This window comes from Bacterioplanes sanyensis, from assembly GCF_014652515.1.
Taxonomy (GTDB): Bacteria; Pseudomonadota; Gammaproteobacteria; order Pseudomonadales; family Oceanobacteraceae; genus Bacterioplanes; species Bacterioplanes sanyensis.
This window is the reverse complement of the sequence record NZ_BMYY01000001.1, coordinates 91,095-110,391: the sequence shown is the minus strand read 5'-3', so window position 1 is coordinate 110,391 and position 19,297 is coordinate 91,095. Positions and strand designations below refer to the sequence as shown.

The window sequence follows — 19,297 nt, the reverse complement described above, 5'->3', positions numbered from 1 at the left end:
AAGCTAAGCGCTCAATACACCAAGGAATCACCATGCTCGACTGGGTCACCTACTCCTCCTTTACTGAAATTGCGGCGCTGATGATGTTGGCCGCCGTGGTCGGCTTTATCGGCATTTTGCTGCGCCAACCCCTCATCGTCAGCTTGATCGCAGTTGGCTTACTCGCCGGGCCATCCGGCCTAGATGTGGTGCACTCCACCGAAAAAATCGAACTGTTATCCCACCTTGGCATCGCCGTATTGCTGTTCTTGGTGGGGATTAAGCTCGACGTCAAACTGATTCGTTCCATTGGCGGCGTCTCAGTAATGACCGGCCTCGGCCAGGTGCTGTTTACCTCCTGCGTCGGCTATGCCATCGGCTTAGCCCTCGGCTTGGATCACATTACCAGTGTGTATGTGGCCGTAGCGCTGACCTTTTCCTCCACCATCATCATCGTCAAATTGCTGTCGGATAAAGGTGAAATTGACTCTCTACACGGCCAAGTCGCACTGGGCTTTTTGATTGTCCAAGACTTAGTCGTCGTCATCGCCATGGTGGTGTTGGCGACCATTGGCATCGGCGGCGGCAAAGGCGGGGACTCGCAATCACTAGGTCAAGTCGCATTATCCGCCACCGCCCTGCTGGCCTTTGTGGTGATTTTTGTGCGCTACCTAGCTGACCCGCTCACACGCATGCTGGCACGCGCACCTGAGCTTTTAATGATTTATGCCATGGCCCAAGCCGCGGTATTTGCAGCCGTGGGCAAACTCGTAGGCCTGGGTATGGAAGTCGGTGGTTTGCTGGCCGGGGTGGCGCTAGCGTCGACCCCCTATCGCGAAAGCATCGCTGCACGCCTGGCGCCACTGCGCGATTTTTTATTGCTATTTTTCTTTATCGCGCTGGGCTCAGCGTTAGATTTATCTGCCCTAGATACCCATATTGTTAGCGCCCTGGTTTTTTCGTTGTTTGTATTAATTGGCAACCCGTTAATCGTACTCGCCATCATGGGAGCGCTGGGCTATCGCAAACGCACGGGCTTTTTGGCGGGCTTAACGGTGGCGCAAATCAGCGAGTTCTCACTCATCTTCATTGCCATGGGTATCAGCCTTGGACATTTAACCTCTGACATTCTCGGCCTGGTGACCCTAGTCGGCATCATCACCATTGCCGCCTCGACCTATATGATCACCTACTCGCACCATTTGTATGACTTCCTTGGCCGCTGGCTGGGGTGGTTTGAGCGCGAGGGCGCACCGCGTGAAAGTCATCTGGAACAAACCGAAGACCAAGGCTATGACATCATCATCATCGGCCTCGGTCGCTTAGGAACAGCCCTTGCCAGTCAGTTAACCGAGCAAGGCATTCGCGTTATGGGTGTCGACTTTAATCCCAAAGCCATTCGCCAAAGTAAAAAACTGGATATTCGCGCCGAGTACGGCGATGCCACCGATGCCGCTTTTTTATCTGAGTTACCACTGGGCAAAGCCCAGTGGCTGGTCGCTACCATGCCACAGCACCACTTGGGGCTAACGGCCGAAGACACACGCAAAACCCTGTTACAACAAGCCAGAGCTGCAGGCTTTGCGGGGCGCTTGGCGATGGTCTCGCACCACTCACAGGAAAGCGCTGAGCTGCTAAATCTAGGAGTCGACCTCGTGTTAGAGCCCTTTACTGATGCCGCGCAAAGAGCTGCAGAAGTGCTGCAACAGCAGTTAACAGCACCAGACACACTGCCGCCAGTTACTCCATCACAGCCTGACCATTCAAACTCTGCCACTGCTTCGCAAGGGAACAAGCCATGCTGAACTTCAATCACATCTTATGCGTCATTGACCGCGACTTTGACCCAGACAGTGCGGCCTTTCGCCGTGCCTTATCTCTGGCCCAAGGCCAACAGGCAGATCTCACGCTATTGCTGGTGCTGCCGGATTTAAGCCAGTTAATCAGCGTCGATGCCGAACAACGTCGCGAACTGGTAAAACAGCAATGCCAGCAGCATATCGAACAGCAGTTGCAACGCGTTGATGACGCCAGCCAGGTTGCAGTGAAAGTAGCCATCGGCAAGCGCTACGTGCAAACCATCCAGGCAGTGCTGGCCTATGGCTATGACCTAGTGATTAAAGTGGCACAGTCGCCGTCCTGGCTTGATCGTTGGCTCGGCAGTGACGACATGCACCTGCTGCGTAAATGCCCGTGCCCTGTTTGGCTGTTGCGCCCAGACGATAAGGACGATTACCAGAATATTGTCGCTGCGGTCGATTTATCCGCCCACGAAGACGAAGCTCGCGACCTCAATGATGACATCGCCAGCCTAGCCAGCTCGGTGTGCTTATCTGATTTCGCTGCACTTCATATCGTCAGTGTTTACGATGCGCCCGAGGCAGGCTTCGTCAGCATGTGGGCCGATGATCCGGAACGCGCGCAACAACGCCTATTGGATCAGGCATACCAGCAGCACGAAGTCTCCATGCAAGGCTTAACCACTCGCCTACGCGAGCGTTTGGGCAGTGATACTTACCAGTACCTGCAACCCAGCACTCACCTGCGGCGTGGCATTGCCAGCCAGCAATTGGTGGAAGAAACCCAAGCACAGAAGGCTGACCTACTGGTGATGGGCACCGTCGCCCGCAGCGGTGTACCTGGTGTGATTATCGGTAACACAGCCGAAACCGTACTGAGTACAGTGAACTGCTCGGTATTGGCGATTAAACCGCGAGGTTTTATCTCACCCGTCACCCTGTAACACGACTTTCAGCCCTGATCGCAAGCAGGTTCAAGCCTGCTGCCCTTCAGCCACTATACTGAGGAGATATGCTTTCAAGGGGGCTTTATGCTCACGCGCTTTGCCTTGCTATGGCTACTCAGCACAGGTGTTCATCTTACGAGCCAGGCCGACGAGCTGACCGTTGGCTTGGGCAGCTACGATTACCCACCGTTTTATTATCAACAAGGCGATCAGCTTACCGGTGCCGCCATCGATATTGCCGAAGCACTGGCGCAGCAGCTGGGCCACACACTCAAGTACCAGCGCATGCCCTTTGCTCGCGTACAACGTGAGCTGGCCTCCGGCGGTTTGGATATGGTGGTATTGTTTTTTCGCACCCCAGAGCGTGAGCAATACGCTCTTTATGTCGATGAGCCACATCTAGTGGAGGCGAGCTATTTGCTGGTTAATCCACTGGCGGGAGATTTCCCAGCCAGCTTTAACGGTGACTTTGGCGACTGGCGCAACTACGTATTTTTGTCTGTACGCGGCTACTTTCATGGCGAAGGCTACGCCAAGGCTGACTTTCTACGCAAGGTAGAGGTCAATAATGAACAAGAGCTATTACAACGCCTAACGGGGGATCGCCCTTTGGTCGGCTTAGGCAATAAAGCCACCCTGCTTTATCACGCTAAGGCCCTCGGCCTGACGGATCGCTTTCGCTTTATTGAACCCGCGGTCGATGTCGGCTACGACCACATGGCCTTTTCTCGCCAGCACCCCAAAGCAGAGTCATTGGCGCAGGCTTTCAACCAAGCGTTAAAAGCGTATAAGAAAACGCCGCAATATCAGCAGATACTGCGGCGCTATCAGGTAAGTAGTGGAGTCAGCCGGTAAGCCGGGTTCTGTCGTGGACAATCATTCGTCTAGGCCTGCAATCACTCGCAGGCTCCAGCAACCTACCCGTTCCCAGCGCGGGCCACGCCTATAGGGAACCTATTTGGTCTTGCTTCGGGTGGGGTTTACCGTGCCACGAGCTGTTACCAGTCGCGCGGTGCGCTCTTACCGCACCCTTTCACCCTTACCTGTGCTTTGCCTTAGCAAAGCCATCGGCGGTCTACTCTCTGCTGCACTTTCCGTAGGCTCGCGCCCCCCAGGCGTTACCTGGCACCTTACCCTGTGAAGCCCGGACTTTCCTCCCCCTGCAATGCAGGCAGCGATTGTCTGGCCAACTCCGGCGGCGGACTATACCGGCAATGCCTGCCGCCGTCTATCTTTGCTCCACCCTGCATTTTCTCAACCTGGCATTTGCTCAACCCGGAGTGATCGGTGGCGGGTCCACATCCGCCGTCGGCTCCGGCACAGGTTTGTGCTCACGACTCAGATACACGCCAGCAAAAATCAGCGCCACGCCGGCCCATTGCCCAATCGTGAGCTGATCCCCCAGCAACAGCACAGCAAATAAAACCCCAAATGCCGGGATGAGATTCACATAGCCCGCCGCTACCGTAGTTTTCACGTGACTCAGTGAATAGTTATACAGGCCATAGCCACCCAGGGTAACGATCACCCCCAAGTACAACAAGGTCGCCCATACCTCCATGCTGATGGCCGCAGGCCAAGGCGACAGCAGCGCCAATGGCAAGAAGAACACGCAGCCAATCAAAGATTGCATGGCGGTCAAAAACAGCGCCGAGTAGCGACTGGTCAAATGCTTAATGAGCAAGGTGTAGGCCGTCGCCGCCACCATGGCCAGCAACTCCAGAAAGTTGCCTAACAGCGGGTTCGGCGCTTGCTCGGTGCTGGCGCCGCCGACCGTCATCCAAATCACGCCGACCAGTGCCACTGCAAACCCCAGCCATTGGCGCATCAGCACTTTTTCAGTGAACAGCCACCAGGCCGATACCGCCACCATTAAGGGCAGCAATGCGGTAATCATGCCCGCCTGGCTAGCACTGGTGTACTGCAGCGCCCACGATTCAAAAATAAAGTACAAACAAGGCTCCATCAGCGCCATGGCACCCAAATACTTCCAGTCTCCGGCGCGGTACTCAAAGCCCTTCAGCACCCAGCGAGCCATCAGGGTAAAAGCCGCCAGACCGATGCACATGCGCAAAAATACCGCCACCATCGGCGACAACTCGGTCACCACCAGCTTCATAGCGACAAAACTGCTGCCCCAAATGGCCATGGCCACCAGCAGCACCAAGTGAAAGCGCAAGGGATGATGATTCATAACAACCTCAAAGGAGAAAGCCTGACAGCCGCTGCCAGGCCAAAGAAAACCGCGGACTTTTATCAGGCCTTGCCTTGCAGTTCCAGTGCTTTTTGATACAGGGCTTTTTTATTTTCACCGGTCAGCTGGGCAACAATGGCCGCCGCCTTTTTCGGGGGCAGTTCGGGCAACAGCAGCTTAAACAGCGCGTCGGTATCAATGTCGGTGGCCGGCGGCGGATTGTCATGGCCACTGACCATGACCACAAACTCACCTTTTTGCTGGTCAGCGTCGCGCTGGATATCCAAGCTCACCGAGGCCAAGGTCCCGCGATAAAAGGTTTCAAACGTTTTGGTTAGTTCACGCGCCACCACCGCCGGGCGTTCACTGCCCAGCTCGGCCTGCATGACCTCCAGGGTTTCTAAAATGCGATGCTTGGATTCATAAAACACCAAGGTGCGGGCTTCGTACTGTAAGGCCCGCAGTTTTTCTTCACGCGCGCCGCGCTTGTGTGGCAAGAAGCCTTCAAAGGTAAAGCGGTCGGTGGGCAGACCGGCAGCGCTCAGCGCCGTAATAATGGCGCTTGGGCCAGGCACAGGCACCACGGTCACATTTTGCTCGCCCAATGCCTGCACCAAGCGGTAACCCGGGTCTGAAATCAGCGGTGTCCCGGCATCAGAAACCAAGGCAATGGAGCGCCCTTGCTGCAGGTGCTCCAACACTTGCTGAATGCGATCGCTCTCATTGTGATCGTGTACCGATAACAGCACTTTGCGCAGCCCCAGGTGCTGCAGTAATTTCTGAGTGTGTCTGGTATCCTCGCAAGCGACGATATCGACCCCGGCCAACACCGCCTGCGCGCGGTCGCTAAGGTCGGCCAAATTGCCAATCGGAGTGGCCACCACATACAGGGTGCCGGCATTAATCACTTGAGCGGAAGTCATGCGAGGAAACTCTTTGTTAGCCGGGAGCGGCCCGGTCAGAAACCCATGGTCGACGGCACGCCGTCTGTTGTTGCTGGCCGTGTTACCGACCATCGTACTATTGCCCGGCTGCGCCACCTCACCGAGTGTGGCGCCAACGACCAGCGTCGAAGCCGAGCCATCGGTGGATCAGCAGCTGGACGCCGTCGCCCAGGCGCTGAGCAGCGGCGAGTTTGGCAATGCCGCGGTGCAATTGCAACTGCTACAAAGCAGCGAACTGAACTCAGCTCAAAGGCTGCGCTGGCATTTATTATCCGCTGACTATGCCTTGCATCGCAGCGATGCCGATGCTGCTGCCGAGCACCTCAATTATTTACGCCATCACAGCATTCGTTTAAACGACGACCAACAGCAACGCTTGGGGCTGTTCAAAGCACGCTGGCACGAGCTGCAAGGTAAGTTCTTTGAAGCCGCACGAGAGCGCGATTTTATCAGCGAAACTTTAAGTGAAAGCTACTGGCAGCAAAACCATGACGCCCTGTGGCAGAGCTTGCTGCAGTTGAGTGAACTGGAGTTGTTGTCTTGGGCGGAGCGCTACCCTGACAGCCGCTTCGGGCAATGGCTGCAGCTCGCCGCGATCAGCAAAAACTCGCAGCTCACCCTAGATGAGCACCTGCAACACGTGGAGCAATGGCGCCAACAATACCCAATGCACCCAGCCGCCGTTACCTTACCTGGCAGCTTGGCATTGCTGGCCGATTTAGCCGCCAATCGACCGCAACAAGTCAGCTTACTGCTGCCGCTCAGTGGCCCGCTGTCCAAGTCGGGCAAGGCTGTGCGCGACGGCTTTATGGCGGCTTATTACGACTCGCTCAGTAAAGGCTTCGCCACGCCGTATGTACAGGTGTTAGATAGCCAGACCGTCGGTGATATTGATACTGCGTATCAACGCGCTTTGATGAATGGCTCACAACTCATGGTCGGCCCCTTTAACAAGCTCAATGTGCAAGCCTTGCAACAGCGGCAACAATTGCCCCTGCCCACACTGGCACTTAACTACGGCGACCGCGACCAAGAAGTCATCGCCAAAAACCTCTATCAATTTGGCTTGGCACCCGAAGACGAGGCCCGCCAAATTGCCGCTCAAGCCTGGCAAGACGGCCATCGGCGGGCACTGGTGCTCACCCCACAAGGCGATTGGGGCGAGCGCATCTATCAAGCCTTTGAAGCCGAATGGAAAGCCCTGGGCGGCAGCATTGGCGAACACCGCGCCTACCCCAGACTGCAAGACTACAACCCAGAGATTCGCGCCCTGCTCAACGTTGATGACAGTCAGGCACGCTTTAAGACCATACGCCGCTTGCTGCGCCGCCCAGCTGAGTTTGAACCACGCCGCCGCGACGATGTGGATTGGGTGTTTATGGTCGCTTTGCCACAGCAAGCGCGGCAGATAAAACCCACCTTGGCGTTTAACTTTGCCGCCGATTTGCCCGTTTATGCCACCTCACACTTGTATTCAGGTCATCCGCAACCGAGCAAAGACCGCGATTTAAACGGCATTCAGTTTTGCGACATTCCCTGGCTATTGGAAGATTCAGCCTTGCATGATGAGGTCGAAACCAGCCTGCCCGACGGCCAGGGCGCCTACGCACGCTTGTACGCCATGGGCGTGGATGCCTTTCGCTTGGTACCGCGCCTGACGCAGCTGGAGGCCTTCCCCAACAGCCAATTATTCGCCAGCACTGGAGCGCTTAATTTGGATGCCCAACGGCGCATTCACCGTCAAACACGCTGTACGCGCTTTCGCTCAGGTCGCCCGGAGCAGCTCGCCGTTACGCCCTAATGATGTCCACGCGATAAGGAGGTCGCCGTGTTCGATTGGATTAAAAACAACCGTCGCGCTTTTGGCGAGCACATAGAGGCTGCGGCGGAAGCGTTTTTACGCCAGCGCGGGCTCAAACCGGTCACCCGCAACTATCAGATTCGTGGCGGTGAAATCGATTTGATCATGCGTGACGCTGAGGTACTGGTGTTCGTTGAAGTGCGCTACCGCAAGCAAGCCAGCCACGGCAGCGGCGCCGAAAGCATTACCGCCAGCAAACAACGCAAATTGCGCTTAACCGCCGAGCACTATTTGCAACAACACCATGGCCAGCAGCTGCCGGACTGTCGCTTTGATGTGATTTCTGCCAGCGGCGAGCCGCTGGTGTTTGAGTGGTTAAAGAACGCTTTTTGAGCATTGTTTAGCCAATCGCTGTGCTCTGAGCCGCATTTCCACCTGCCGCAAGCGCGCGATCACCGCAATGAAGCTTTCTGCGCCTGCGCTTTTTATTTAACATAAGCCCCTTGTTTACTCTGGCAGACTTCAGGAGTCTCTCTTGCAAGACCGCATCATCAGCCATTTTGGCGCCAGTATCGAAACCAAAACTCTGTCTGCCGAAGAGCTGCCACCTTACATTGAGCAAGCCGCTCAGCTCATGGTTGAAGCCTTGTTGCAAGGCGGCAAGATTCTCAGCTGCGGCAATGGTGGCTCGGCCGGTGACAGCCAGCATTTTTCGTCGGAGTTGTTGAACCGCTTTGAACGTGAGCGACCATCACTGCCGGCCATTGCCTTAACCACAGACACGTCGACGCTGACGTCCATTGCCAACGACTACAGCTACAACGAAGTGTTTTCCAAACAAATTCGTGCCCTCGGCAATCCGGGCGATGTATTGCTGGCAATCAGCACCAGTGGCAACTCTGCCAATGTGGTGCAAGCGATTCAGGCAGCCCACGAGCGGGAAATGATCGTCGTGGCACTCAGTGGCAAAGACGGCGGCCACATGTCGTCGTTGTTGACCGGCGCCGACGTGGAAATCCGCGTCCCCGCCGACGTGACCGCTCGCATTCAAGAGGTGCACCTGCTGGTGATTCACTGCCTGTGCGACTTGATTGACTGTGCCTTGTTTGGCGAGGATTGAGGCACATCTAAATCGTTCGGTGCCCGCTCTGGATCGCCAGAGGGCTCGAGATCCCGAAGCCGGTTTGCGCTCTAGCCAGCTACAGCAAAAATCGGCGACACAGGGCTAGAGTTCTCTGGCGTTCCCCTTAAAGCGCGGGCGGCAGGCCCTCACAACGCCGTTGGTGATGTTGAAAAGGGCTGGCCATTTCCTGCCCTCGCCGCTTTATTCTGAACCCCTGACGCACTCGCGCAGAGCAGCGCGGAACTGTTCAGAGCTGCCTTACTCCTCCTCACCCTTACGGATCAAAAACTGGTATTCACCGTCGCTTTCCTGGCTGGCCAACAGCTCGTGGCCAAGAAAGTTACAAAACTTAAGAAAGTCACGTTCGGTGGAAGGATCGGTGGCCACCACCGCGATCACTTCGCCTATCGCCATATCATTAATTTGGTTATGCAGCATCATCACCGGCTCTGGGCAAAACAAGCCGCGGGTGTCGAGCTGCTGATCCGCCTGCTGTAAATCAATGGTCATTCGATCTCCTTAAAACATTTAGCCACGGGCTGTAATTTGGCCATTGGCAATCACTCGCCACAGCGGCCATAGCGCCAATGCACACAAACCCGCTGCCACTACAAAGTGCCCATCATACCCCAGCTGACTGGCACTGACGCCAGACAGAGCCGACGCCAACAGGCCAGCCACAATCACCAAACAGCTTTGCAACGCATAGTCAGCGGCTTCATGCGAGGGGCGGCAAAAATCCATCATCACCGTAAACAACGCCGCCGTGGCCATGCCGCCGGCCATATGTTCTAGGCCCACCGCCAGGCTGATGTGCAACCAATCGGGGGCTGGTTGGCCATAGATCCCGAGGTAACTCAACAGGGCAAAGGCCTCCAAGATTAAAAAGCCCAACAGCGCTGTCTGGCGCCCTAGGTAGCGAATTGACCAGCCGCCTAACACCGCCCCCAACAAGCCGGCCACAAAGCCGTAGGTTCCCAACAACCAGCCCAAATCTTCCAAACTCAGGCCGGCATCAATCAGCAGCGGCCTGACCATTTGCGTGCCAAAGGCATCGCCGGCTTTGTAGCTGATCACCATCAGCAGCCACAGCCCAATGCCAGGTTGTTGCATCAACTGTCGCCATTGCTGCCATACCGAAACCTGAGTGGGCTGATGGGGTTGCGGCTGAAACGACCACAGCGGCAAAGTTGCCAAGGCCAACAGCGCCGCTAACAACAATACGCTGGCTTGCCAGCCCCAGTAACTCAACGCCACTACCAAGCCGCCACCCGCTATGATCATACCGCTGCGATAGCCCGCCACTTGCAACGCATTGCCTAGGCCGCGTTGCAGATAACTGATGTTCTCCACCGCTAGCGCATCGGTGGCGATGTCTTGAGTGGCAATGCATAAGTTCAGCAGTAGCAATAACGCCACCAACACCAGCATGCCGTCGGCTATCCAATACGACAGCGGCTGGCTGGCCACCACCAACAGCAAGGCCACGGCGCTGTAGTTCATCGCTAATATCCAGCTGCGCCGGTATTCGCCGCCATATAAGCTCACACGATCGAGCCAAGGCGCCCACAAGGCTTTTAGCGCCCAGGGCAGCGCCACCAGCGACAATAAGCCAATCACGGTTAAATCCAGCCCTTGCTGGCGCAGCAAGGCCGGCATGGCCTGACCAAAAAAACCGTGCGGCAAGCCTTGGGCCACATACAAACCGGCCAGGGCGATCCATTTGTTCATTGGCTGTTTCTCTGACTCATCTTTTTAACTCAACTCTCTGGCGCATGGCGGCGACGATCATAGCCCAGCCAACCTTTGCCTTCGAAGCATTAATCCGTGACACAGATTGGCGCGCCGGTATGTTTATGGTACAAAAGTACAACTTTGAGCCTAGGCGAATCCTTTGCTGACCCATTAGCAAGCTGCCTTATGCTCAGCACAATAATAAACAGCCTGACGTTGCCATCGGTGCCTATGGTGCTGAGTTAAGGCTAGGTACAAGCAGGACACGGCCATGAATGACAATGCCTATTTTTCAGCGCTCAGCCAGGCGCTGCAGCGCGCAGATATCGCTCGACCGGTGTTGGTGATCGATAAGCAGCGATTGGATCACAACATTGATCACCTGTTAGATATCATCAACCAAGGCTTCGCCTATCGCATCGTCGCTAAATCACTGCCGTCAGTACCTTTGCTGGATTACCTCATGCGCCGCACAGGCAGTAATCGGCTGATGTGCTTTCATCTGCCGTTTATGATGCAACTGGTGGAGCAGTTTCCAGCAGCAGACATTTTACTTGGCAAGCCCATGCCGGTGGCGGCGGCTCAGCGCTTTTATCAATGGCACCAAGGGCGTGCGGAATCCCTGTGCTTCGACCCAGATATGCAGCTGCAATGGCTCATCGACGGCCCAGAGCGATTGGCACAATACGAAGCGCTGGCACGCTCGCTCAACACCACACTGCGCATCAGCTTGGAAATCGATGTCGGCCTGCATCGCGGCGGCTTTCACTGCGATGAGCATTTTGACCACGCCGTGCAGCAAATTACCGCCAGCGAGCATCTACAGCTGGCGGGCCTGATGGGTTACGAAGCACATATCACCAAAATCCCCGGCTGGCTGGGTGGCCCAGAGAAGGCCCTGGCTCAGGTTCAATCCAGCTACCAAGGCTTCTGTCAGCGCATCACCCAACTGCTGGGTGAACAGGCGTTAGACGACTTATGTTTGAACACAGGAGGCAGCACCACCTACCCGCTGTATCAGCACACAGGCCCGCAAAACGAGCTGTCGGTGGCCTCAGCGCTGGTAAAACCGACGGATTTTGACGTCGACACCCTAGAGCACCACAGCCCGGCAGCTTTTATTGCCACGCCGGTATTAAAACGCTTCAGCCAGCCTGAAATCCCCATGGCGCCTAGCATTTCAAGTGTTTTACGCCGCCTGGGGCTGCTGCGTAGGGAAGCGTGCTTTATTTACGGCGGCAATTGGCTGGCCAGCCCTTGTTACCCCAAGGAGGCTAAGCGCTCGTCGGTGCTCGGACACTCCAGTAACCAGGAAATGTACGAACTGCCAGACCATTGCCCATTGGCGATGGATGATTTTATGTTCTTCCGCCCCAGTCAAAGCGAGGCGGTATTGCTGCAGTTTGGTGAGCTGGCGGTGTACGACGATGGCGCCATTGATGAGTGGTGGCCGGTGCTTAACTACCCGCCCTCCGAGCACCCGGCGCCCGCCGCACCCAAGTTCGCCCAACGCCCCACCGCTACTGAAAAAGGATAACTCTGTGACCGTCATTCTCGCTCTCGCCCTAGTGTTGGTGCCCGCGTTGCTGGTGCTGTTGTGTCAGCGCATTGCATGGCTGGATAAAGTCGGCGTGGTGGTGCTGTCGTTTGCTAGCGGCATTTTAATCTCAGGCCTGCTGCAGCCGGCCAGTTGGTTAGCCGATGGACAAGTGTTGGCACTGCAAAGCCAGGTGTCGGAGGTGGCCATCGCCCTAGCGCTGCCACTGCTGCTGTTTTCCATTGACGTCAAAGCGTCGCTGTCGATGGCCGGCGATACCGGCAAAAGCATGTTGATTGCCTTGCTGGCCGTCATGATCACCAGCGCCGCTGGCGCGCTACTGTTCCAAGATCATATTGCTCAGATTTGGCAAGTAGCGGGCATGTCCGTCGGCGCCTATACCGGCGGTGGCCCTAATATGGCGGCGATTAAAACCGCCATTGAAGCCGACGAAGCCATCTTCGTCACCATGACCACCTACGACATTTTGTTATCAGCGCTGTTCTTGTTGTTTGTAATGACCTTGGCCAAGCCAATTTTTTCCCGCTTCTTACGCCCGTTCGATAGCCACGGTGAGCATGCTTACCACGACGATAATCCGTTCTCACACATGGCCGATGAAACCGCAGGTGCCTATCGGGCGTTAGTGAGACGTTCAACCCTGTGGCAAACCGTGCAAGCATTGTTACTAGCAGGTGTGGTGGTGGCTGCAGCCGTATTGCTGGCAGGATTGTTCCCCGCTTCGATGCAATCGACGTTAACCATCATCGGCATTACTACGCTGGGTCTGGCCGCCTCTTTTATTCCTTATGTACGTGCCCTGGCCAACAGTTTTCAGCTGGGTATGTTTTTGATTCTGGTGTTCTGCTTCACCATGGGCACCATGACAGATACCAGCATCATTACTCAGCTGGATATGAGCCTGTTTGCCTACATTGCTTTTATTTTAATTGGCTCCATGCTGCTGCAAGCGCTGTTGTGCCGCTGGTTAAACATCGATACCGATACGTATTTAATCACCGCCTCGGCGGCCATTATGTCGGTGCCCTTTATTCCGGTGATCGCTGGCGCACTGAAAAACCGCGACATTATTTTGCCCGGCTTTGCCGCCGCGATTTTGGGGTATGCCATCGGCAATTACCTCGGGGTGATGGTGGCTTATGCCACCCGTGCGCTGTTGTAACCACGACTTCCCGACGGTGCCACAGCGCTTTACCATAGGCCCCTTTTTTTGAGGTGGCCTATGTCGTTGACCTATTTGTTAGACGAGCCCGAGCAGCCCTGTGACAGCGCTATTATCTGGCTACATGGCTTAGGTGCCAGCGCCAACGATTTACAACCCTTAATGCCATTGCTGCGCCGCCAACCGGGCTTGGCGGGGCTGCGTGGTATTTTGCCGCAAGCGCCCATGCGCCCTGTCACCATTAACGGTGGCCTGGCCATGCCAGCCTGGTACGACATTTTGGCCGCCACCCCTGAGCGGGTGATTAACCAGCAGCATTTGTTGGAAGCCGCAGCGCAAGTGCAAGCTTTGGTTGACTCTTGCGAGCTGCCAGCTGAACGCATCGTCATTGCGGGGTTTTCCCAGGGCGGTGCGGTGGCTTACCAAGCCGCATTAACCAGTACCGTCGCCGTTGCTGGACTGGTGTGTTTGTCGACGTATTTGGGCGGCAAGCCAGACGCTCCAAGGCAAGATATTCCGCTGTTGGCGATGCACGGCAGCCTGGATGAGGTCGTGCCGGAGAGCCTAGGGCTGAACAGCGCCGATTGGTGTTGCCAGCAAGGCCTGATGGTGGACTATCAAAGCTACCCGCAAGGCCATGAAATCGGCATCAGCCAAATCAAAGACCTGGCAAAATGGCTGGCGACTCGACTGACACCCTTGCAGCCAGCACCCTAATACCTGAGGCCAGCGCCCTAATACCTGAGGCCAGCGCCCTAATACCTGAGGCCAGCACAGTAGCGCCCTGACGCTAAAGAGCCTTTCTGCTATTCTGTGCCGCCGTTTTCCACCCCTATTCGGAGGCCGCCGTGGTTACCCTATATGGCATTAAAAACTGCGACACCATGAAAAAAGCACGCACCTGGTTGGAGCAGCACAACATCGAGTTTGCATTTCACGACTACAAAAAAGACGGCCTGCCTGAAGCCTTAGTCGACCAATGGCTGCAGGAGCTGGGCTGGGAAGCGCTGATCAACCGCCGCGGTACAACATGGCGCAAACTGCCAGAAGAATTACGCGATGCCATGGATACCGCCAGCGCCCGTGCCGTGATGCTGGACAACCCATCGATTATCAAGCGCCCTTTGCTGGAAACCGGCAATGGCAAGCATTTGGGCTTCAAAGCCGAGCATTATCAACAACTGTTTAACCTGTAAAAGGACACCATTATGACTGCATTTGCCCTGGCCATTGGCGTTGGCAGCAAGAACTCGAACGGCGACTGGCTGGAAGTGTTTTATCAGCAGCCTTTGCTGCACCCAGCGGATGATCTGATCGCTGCAGCGAAAAGTGCCCTCGACTATCAAGGTGGCAACGAGGCATTAGAAGTCGATGGCGGCGAACTGCTGGCTTTTGCCGAAGCCATTGAAGCGACTTACCCAGAGCAAGCAGCCCTGGCACGCGCCTGCACCGAAAGCGAAAAGCCGGTGGTGGTCACCGTATTGGCCAGCGATGAGCAAGCCAGCTCAACGCCTGAGGTCTACCTCAAGCTGCACCTGTTGTCGCACCGCTTGGTTAAGCCGCACGGCATTAACCTGACCGGCATTTTTGGCCTGCTGCCCAATGTGGCCTGGACCAACAAAGGCGCCATTGACCTGGCCGACCTGCCGCAAGCACAGCTGCAAGCGCGCTTACAAGGCGAGCTGCTCAGCGTGAACAGCGTCGATAAATTCCCACGCATGACCGACTACGTGGTGCCAACCGGCGTGCGCATCGCTCACACCGCGCGTGTGCGTTTGGGCGCTTACATTGGTGAAGGCACCACGGTCATGCATGAAGGTTTTGTTAACTTCAATGCCGGCACTTTAGGCACCTCGATGGTGGAAGGCCGTATCTCTGCCGGCGTGATGGTGGGTGACGGCTCCGATTTGGGCGGTGGTTGCTCAACCATGGGCACCTTGTCGGGTGGCGGCAACATCATCATTTCTGTCGGTGAAAAATGCCTGCTGGGCGCCAATGCCGGTGTTGGCATTCCGCTGGGCGATCGCTGCACCGTTGAAGCCGGTCTGTACATTACCGCCGGTACCAAAGTGCAGGTGCTGGATGATCACCGTGAGGTCGTGGAAACCGTTAAGGCGCGCGATCTGGCTGGCAAGTCTGACCTGCTGTTCCGCCGCGACTCCACCACAGGTGCGGTGCAATGCGTCACCAATAAAACCGCCATCGAGCTGAACAACGAGCTGCACGCCAACAACTGATGGCCAAAGCCACACCACAGCTGTGGTGTGGCTGTCATAACTGGCAATGCCACCCGCCAGACGCTATACCTTAGGGCACGTCTAACAGCCTCCGGACTCGCCTTAAGCACCTATGGATAGCACCCTGATTTTCGTTTGCTGCATCGTTATTCTGCTGATGCAACTGGGCTTTCTCGCTCTTGAAGCCGGTCAGGTGCGTGCCAAAAATATCGTCAATGTCGCCTACAAAAATCTGTTTGATTTAGCCATCAGCCTGCTGCTGTTTTGGTTATTGGGTTACGGCGTCATTTTTGGCTGGGAAGAGGAAGAAGCCCTAATCGGCCAACTCTTCGCTCATCAACTGGATGGCCCGCAAGAGCCGCTGTTTTTCTTGCTGCAGGCCCTGTTTTGCGCCACCGCCGCCACCATTATTTCTGGTGCCATTGCTGAGCGCGGCTCCTTGAGCGGTTTTTTGTTGATGGTGGCATTAACCGGCGGCTTAATCTACCCCGTGGCCGCCTTGTTGGTGTGGGGACAAAGTCAGATTCCCATTGCCTCTGGCTTATACCATCTGGGTTTCCGTGACCTTGCCGGAGCCACTGTTGTCCACGGCGTGGGCGGCGCTGTGGCCTTGGCGGCTATTATTCTGATTGGCCCGCGCTTAGGCTTTGCTCGTGACAGCAAACCCAAACCCAGCCAACCATTGTTTGCCATCTCTGGCACGGTATTAATGTGGATTGGCTGGGTCGGCTTTAACTGCGGCGCCTTGTTGTTATTGTCATCACAGACCTATCAGGTGGCGGTAAACACGCTACTCGCTGGTGGCGCGGGCTTTATCTGTGCCAGCTGGTTGAGCTTGCGTCAGTTTGGCTTTGTTCATCTTGGCTGGGCTTGCAACGGCATCATCGCCGGGTTGGTGTCGGTCACCGCCGCCGCCGACGTCATCCATGCTTGGCAAGCCGTTGTGATCGCCGTTATTGGCAGCGCCATCGCCATGTGGGGTACTCTGTGGCTGGAGAAATATGGCATCGATGACGTGATTGCGGTGGTGCCAACCCATTTATTCGCCGGTATTTGGGGCACTTTGTGTGTTGGTTTGTTTGGCAATTTGGAGCTGCTGCAAACCGGCCTGACTCGCCCGGTTCAAGTCACAGTGCAAGCCATTGGTAGCCTAGCGCTGGTGCTGTGGGCCTTTGGCTGTGCTTGGGTGTTCCTGACGCTGTTCAATCACATGGTGCCATTGCGCGTTAGTCGGCAAACCGAGCTGGATGGCCTTGATCGGCATCTGCACGGAGTGGATGCCAAACTGCTCGATCGCGCGCTGATATTGCAGCATAGCGACGCACCAACACAGACGAGCCCGCCACCTAGGGCAACCAAGACCGCCGATGACACGCCAACAACAGCAGCGATCACGGAAGCCCCCAGTACAGCCATGAGCGGCAGCCACCGCAGCCTGCGTCAGCAGCACAGCGAGCCGGCCAGTTTATCCGACCTCACTCACCCCAGTGCTGCGCAAGAACAGGTTTTTAACCTGCATAGCAGCCTTGAACAGGCGTTAGACTTGTGTCTGCCCAACATACCGGCGCATATTTGTCTCACCCGTGAGCTGTGTTCCAAGCCAGCGTGGATTTATGCCTGCCCAAACCAGCTCACCCAGGTCATTATCAACCTGATTAATAATGCCATTGATGCCATGCCTGCCAACGGCATGTTACGCCTAGTAAGCCAACAACAGCCCGGCAGTGTGTGGCTAGATATTATCGACACCGGCAGTGGCATACGCAGCTCCGACTTACCGCGTTTGTTCGATGCCGACTTCACCACCAAACCTCAAGGCAAAGGTGAGGGCCTAGGGCTAAGCATTTGCCGAGAGCTGGTGGAACGCTTTGGTGGCCGCATTGCAGTCATGTCACAGCCGGGCAAAGGCAGCCGCTTTAGGCTGATTTTCCCTGCAGCTGAGCCACCAGCTGACCTAGGGCCTGCAGCGCCTGAGCCGTCGCCTCGTTCCAGTTAACGGCACAGTTGAGCCGAATACAGCTGCGAAAATGATCGCTATTGGAGAATAAGTCTCCCGGCACAATGCTAATCGAATGCTCCGCCGCCAAGTGATAAAGCTCCATGGCATTGACGCTCGGCGGCAACCCTAGCCATAAAATAAAGCCGCCACGCGGCTCATTTACGCGCGTAGCAGCTGGAAAGCCGCGGGCGATGCCATCCAAAAACTGTTGGCAGTTATCCGCCAAACGACGCCGCAGTTGGCGCAAGTGGCGATCATACTGACCATTTTGCAAATACGAGCACAGCGCATGTTGTGACAAGCTGCTGGCAGAGAAGGTTGTAAACGTCTGATTTTCAATGACCTGGCGATACCAGCGCCCAGGTAAGCACCACCCCACACGTAACCCGGCTGCTAGGGTTTTAGAAAACGACGAGCAATACAAAACTCGGCCATCGTCATCAAAAGACTTTAATACCGACATCAAAGGTGGCTCCTGACGCGCGCCCGGAAAGCCCAGCTCGCCGTAGATGTCATCCTCCAGCACCGCAATATCGTATTGTCGCGCCAGAGCCACCAGTCTGCGCTGCTGCTCCGCCGGCATGGAGGCACCGGTCGGGTTGGAATAACGCGCCGTTAAAGCAATGAGCTTGATCGGCCAGCGCTGCAATGCCAGCTCCAAAGCATCAATACTCAAACCTGTGTTTGGATCGGACGGAATTTCGATGATTTTAAGCCCCAAAAGACCAGCAATTTGCAAGAAGCCGTAATAGCACGGCGACTCCACCGCAATGACATCCCCTGGCTGCATGGTTGCCCGCAAGCACAAGGTCACAGCCTCGGCGCAGCCATTGGTAATGACGATATCGTCCTGATGACAGCGCACATCGACATCGCGCATCCGAATGGCGATTTGCTGGCGCAACCCCGCTAAACCCGGTGAAAACTGATATTCGACAATTTGCCGAGTGTTAAACCGGCTGACCTTGTTGATATGGGTTTGCAGTGGACGCAGCGGCAGCATGTCAGGCGCAGGCACGGCAGCACCAAAGTTAATCTGCCGTGGCTCATTCAGCCGTGCCAACATGCGATTGACCAGCTCAGCTTTGGTAAAGGTCGCCGGCTGCTCGCTGCTCGTCAACGGTGCCGATGGCGGCAACATCGCTTGCCGTGCCCGCACAAAATAGCCCGACTGTGGCCGCGCACGCAGCCAGCCTTGATCTTCCAGCCAGGCGTAGGCTTGGGTCACAGTGGAAATGCTCACACTCATATGACGGCTCATATGGCGAACGCTCGGCACTCGCTGACCGACGCTGTAAACGCCGGCGTCGATGTCTTCCATCAGTTGATGGGCCAGTTGTTCGTATAGCGGCGTATCCAGTTGTCGGTTCAGCATGGGTCTTCCCTCCGTACAGATGAGAATATTAGCGCGGATACCAGCAACTGAACCGGTACAGTTGTCACTCAGATTACCATCACAATGATTTGGCCTTATTGCTACGCTCGTCATCTCAACCCAGTTACACTGCGCGTCCCTTGAGCCACGACCGTGAGTGCCGGACCATGCAAGACAGCCACTGGAAGCCTTTTACTCTCAATGAACTGCACACTGTTGTGGGCGATTGCTCAGGTTGGTTTGTCGATGGTGGCGAAGCATTGGATTTATTCCTAGGCCAGAAGACGCGTGAGCATGGGGATCTGGACATAGGCGTGCTGGCGCCGTGCGTGCCGGAGGTGCTGTCCAGACTCACGCGGCCGATATCTGACAACATAGTTTTCAGGTCTTCATTGCCAATCGCCAGCTACAGCCGTTAGCAACAGAGATTGATCCGCAGGATTAC

At 55.9% G+C, this 19,297-nt stretch carries 17 protein-coding genes, 1 other RNA gene and 1 pseudogene; 13 read left to right on the top strand and 6 right to left on the bottom strand.

Translation table 11 applies throughout. The features are described from left to right. The first annotated feature begins 32 nt into the window (after positions 1-32). From IE090_RS00530 to IE090_RS18035, 3 genes and pseudogenes are all read left to right on the top strand, one after another. A complete protein-coding gene (locus tag IE090_RS00530; protein ID WP_189386392.1) occupies positions 33-1,784 on the top strand; it encodes a cation:proton antiporter in 1,752 nt (583 codons plus the stop codon). After that, positions 1,778-2,722, top strand: coding sequence for a universal stress protein (locus IE090_RS00525; protein WP_189386391.1), 945 nt, complete (start codon positions 1,778-1,780; stop codon positions 2,720-2,722). The genes IE090_RS00530 and IE090_RS00525 overlap by 7 nt, the downstream gene beginning before the upstream one ends. An 87-nt stretch (positions 2,723-2,809) precedes the next feature. Next, positions 2,810-3,493: pseudogene (locus IE090_RS18035) on the top strand (substrate-binding periplasmic protein); the annotation flags it as partial. 68 nt (positions 3,494-3,561) lie between these two features. Here the strand turns inward: IE090_RS18035 and rnpB are convergent. The 3 genes from rnpB to rsmI form a co-directional block, all read right to left on the bottom strand. Next, positions 3,562-3,919: RNase P RNA component class A (gene rnpB / locus IE090_RS00515), an RNA gene on the bottom strand. A gap of 76 nt (positions 3,920-3,995) precedes the next feature. Continuing rightward, on the bottom strand, positions 3,996-4,919 hold the full coding sequence (locus IE090_RS00510; protein WP_189386390.1) for a DMT family transporter: 924 nt from the start codon (positions 4,917-4,919) through the stop codon (positions 3,996-3,998). 62 nt (positions 4,920-4,981) lie between these two features. Next, a complete protein-coding gene (gene rsmI, locus IE090_RS00505; RefSeq protein ID WP_189386389.1) occupies positions 4,982-5,842 on the bottom strand; it encodes a 16S rRNA (cytidine(1402)-2'-O)-methyltransferase in 861 nt (286 codons plus the stop codon). Between the two features lie 13 nt (positions 5,843-5,855). Here rsmI and IE090_RS00500 point away from each other — a divergent pair, with 13 nt between their 5' ends. The 3 genes from IE090_RS00500 (at position 5,856) to IE090_RS00490 (ending at position 8,784) form a co-directional block, all read left to right on the top strand. Then, positions 5,856-7,664: a penicillin-binding protein activator gene (locus IE090_RS00500; protein ID WP_189386388.1), complete on the top strand. Its 1,809-nt coding sequence runs from the start codon at positions 5,856-5,858 to the stop codon at positions 7,662-7,664. Between the two features lie 27 nt (positions 7,665-7,691). Beyond that, positions 7,692-8,057: a YraN family protein gene (locus IE090_RS00495; protein WP_229815286.1), complete on the top strand. Its 366-nt coding sequence runs from the start codon at positions 7,692-7,694 to the stop codon at positions 8,055-8,057. Between the two features lie 142 nt (positions 8,058-8,199). Further along, on the top strand, positions 8,200-8,784 hold the full coding sequence (locus IE090_RS00490) for a phosphoheptose isomerase (RefSeq protein ID WP_189386387.1): 585 nt from the start codon (positions 8,200-8,202) through the stop codon (positions 8,782-8,784). Positions 8,785-9,045: 261 nt separating this feature from the next. Here the strand turns inward: IE090_RS00490 and tusA are convergent, their stop codons facing one another. Both tusA and IE090_RS00480 read right to left on the bottom strand, forming a co-directional pair. Next, positions 9,046-9,297, bottom strand: a complete 252-nt coding sequence (tusA, locus tag IE090_RS00485) for a sulfurtransferase TusA (protein WP_189386386.1) — start codon at positions 9,295-9,297, stop codon at positions 9,046-9,048. An 18-nt stretch (positions 9,298-9,315) separates the two neighbouring features. Then, positions 9,316-10,518: an MFS transporter gene (locus IE090_RS00480; protein ID WP_189386385.1), complete on the bottom strand. Its 1,203-nt coding sequence runs from the start codon at positions 10,516-10,518 to the stop codon at positions 9,316-9,318. A gap of 274 nt (positions 10,519-10,792) precedes the next feature. Here IE090_RS00480 and IE090_RS00475 point away from each other — a divergent pair, with 274 nt between their 5' ends. The 6 genes from IE090_RS00475 to IE090_RS00450 all read left to right on the top strand — a co-directional run bounded on the left by IE090_RS00475 (position 10,793) and on the right by IE090_RS00450 (position 17,474). Continuing rightward, positions 10,793-12,058, top strand: coding sequence for a DSD1 family PLP-dependent enzyme (locus IE090_RS00475; protein WP_189386384.1), 1,266 nt, complete (start codon positions 10,793-10,795; stop codon positions 12,056-12,058). A gap of 4 nt (positions 12,059-12,062) precedes the next feature. Then, positions 12,063-13,241: a DUF819 family protein gene (locus IE090_RS00470; protein ID WP_189386383.1), complete on the top strand. Its 1,179-nt coding sequence runs from the start codon at positions 12,063-12,065 to the stop codon at positions 13,239-13,241. 60 nt (positions 13,242-13,301) lie between these two features. Beyond that, on the top strand, positions 13,302-13,958 hold the full coding sequence (locus tag IE090_RS00465) for an alpha/beta hydrolase (protein WP_189386382.1): 657 nt from the start codon (positions 13,302-13,304) through the stop codon (positions 13,956-13,958). 131 nt (positions 13,959-14,089) lie between these two features. After that, on the top strand, positions 14,090-14,437 hold the full coding sequence (locus tag IE090_RS00460) for an ArsC family reductase (protein ID WP_189386381.1): 348 nt from the start codon (positions 14,090-14,092) through the stop codon (positions 14,435-14,437). Positions 14,438-14,449: 12 nt separating this feature from the next. Further along, positions 14,450-15,478 carry a 2,3,4,5-tetrahydropyridine-2,6-dicarboxylate N-succinyltransferase gene (gene dapD, locus IE090_RS00455; RefSeq protein ID WP_189386380.1) on the top strand — a complete coding sequence of 343 codons (1,029 nt, stop codon included), beginning with the start codon at positions 14,450-14,452 and terminating at the stop codon, positions 15,476-15,478. 112 nt (positions 15,479-15,590) lie between these two features. Continuing rightward, entirely contained in the window at positions 15,591-17,474 is a 1,884-nt protein-coding gene (locus IE090_RS00450) for an ATP-binding protein (RefSeq protein ID WP_189386379.1), read from the top strand. Here IE090_RS00450 and IE090_RS00445 read toward each other — a convergent pair. Next, a complete protein-coding gene (locus IE090_RS00445) occupies positions 17,395-18,852 on the bottom strand; it encodes an aminotransferase-like domain-containing protein (RefSeq protein WP_189386378.1) in 1,458 nt (485 codons plus the stop codon). The two genes, IE090_RS00450 and IE090_RS00445, sit on opposite strands and share 80 nt — an antisense overlap. Before the next feature lie 167 nt (positions 18,853-19,019). Here IE090_RS00445 and IE090_RS18030 point away from each other — a divergent pair, with 167 nt between their 5' ends. Then, entirely contained in the window at positions 19,020-19,271 is a 252-nt protein-coding gene (locus IE090_RS18030; protein WP_373296350.1) for a nucleotidyltransferase domain-containing protein, read from the top strand. The last annotated feature ends 26 nt before the right edge of the window (positions 19,272-19,297 follow it).

Excerpts from the sequence above, each read along its gene's own strand:
- IE090_RS00530 (WP_189386392.1), top strand. The coding sequence starts at position 33 with ATGCTCGACTGGGTCACCTACTCCTCCTTTACTGAAATTGCGGCGCTG.
- IE090_RS00525 (WP_189386391.1), top strand. The coding sequence starts at position 1,778 with ATGCTGAACTTCAATCACATCTTATGCGTCATTGACCGCGACTTTGAC.
- IE090_RS00510 (WP_189386390.1), bottom strand. The coding sequence starts at position 4,919 with ATGAATCATCATCCCTTGCGCTTTCACTTGGTGCTGCTGGTGGCCATG.
- rsmI (WP_189386389.1), bottom strand. The coding sequence starts at position 5,842 with ATGACTTCCGCTCAAGTGATTAATGCCGGCACCCTGTATGTGGTGGCC.
- tusA (WP_189386386.1), bottom strand. The coding sequence starts at position 9,297 with ATGACCATTGATTTACAGCAGGCGGATCAGCAGCTCGACACCCGCGGC.
- IE090_RS00480 (WP_189386385.1), bottom strand. The coding sequence starts at position 10,518 with ATGAACAAATGGATCGCCCTGGCCGGTTTGTATGTGGCCCAAGGCTTG.
- IE090_RS00475 (WP_189386384.1), top strand. The coding sequence starts at position 10,793 with ATGAATGACAATGCCTATTTTTCAGCGCTCAGCCAGGCGCTGCAGCGC.
- IE090_RS00465 (WP_189386382.1), top strand. The coding sequence starts at position 13,302 with ATGTCGTTGACCTATTTGTTAGACGAGCCCGAGCAGCCCTGTGACAGC.
- dapD (WP_189386380.1), top strand. The coding sequence starts at position 14,450 with ATGACTGCATTTGCCCTGGCCATTGGCGTTGGCAGCAAGAACTCGAAC.
- IE090_RS00450 (WP_189386379.1), top strand. The coding sequence starts at position 15,591 with ATGGATAGCACCCTGATTTTCGTTTGCTGCATCGTTATTCTGCTGATG.
- IE090_RS00445 (WP_189386378.1), bottom strand. The coding sequence starts at position 18,852 with ATGCTGAACCGACAACTGGATACGCCGCTATACGAACAACTGGCCCAT.
- IE090_RS18030 (WP_373296350.1), top strand. The coding sequence starts at position 19,020 with ATGCAAGACAGCCACTGGAAGCCTTTTACTCTCAATGAACTGCACACT.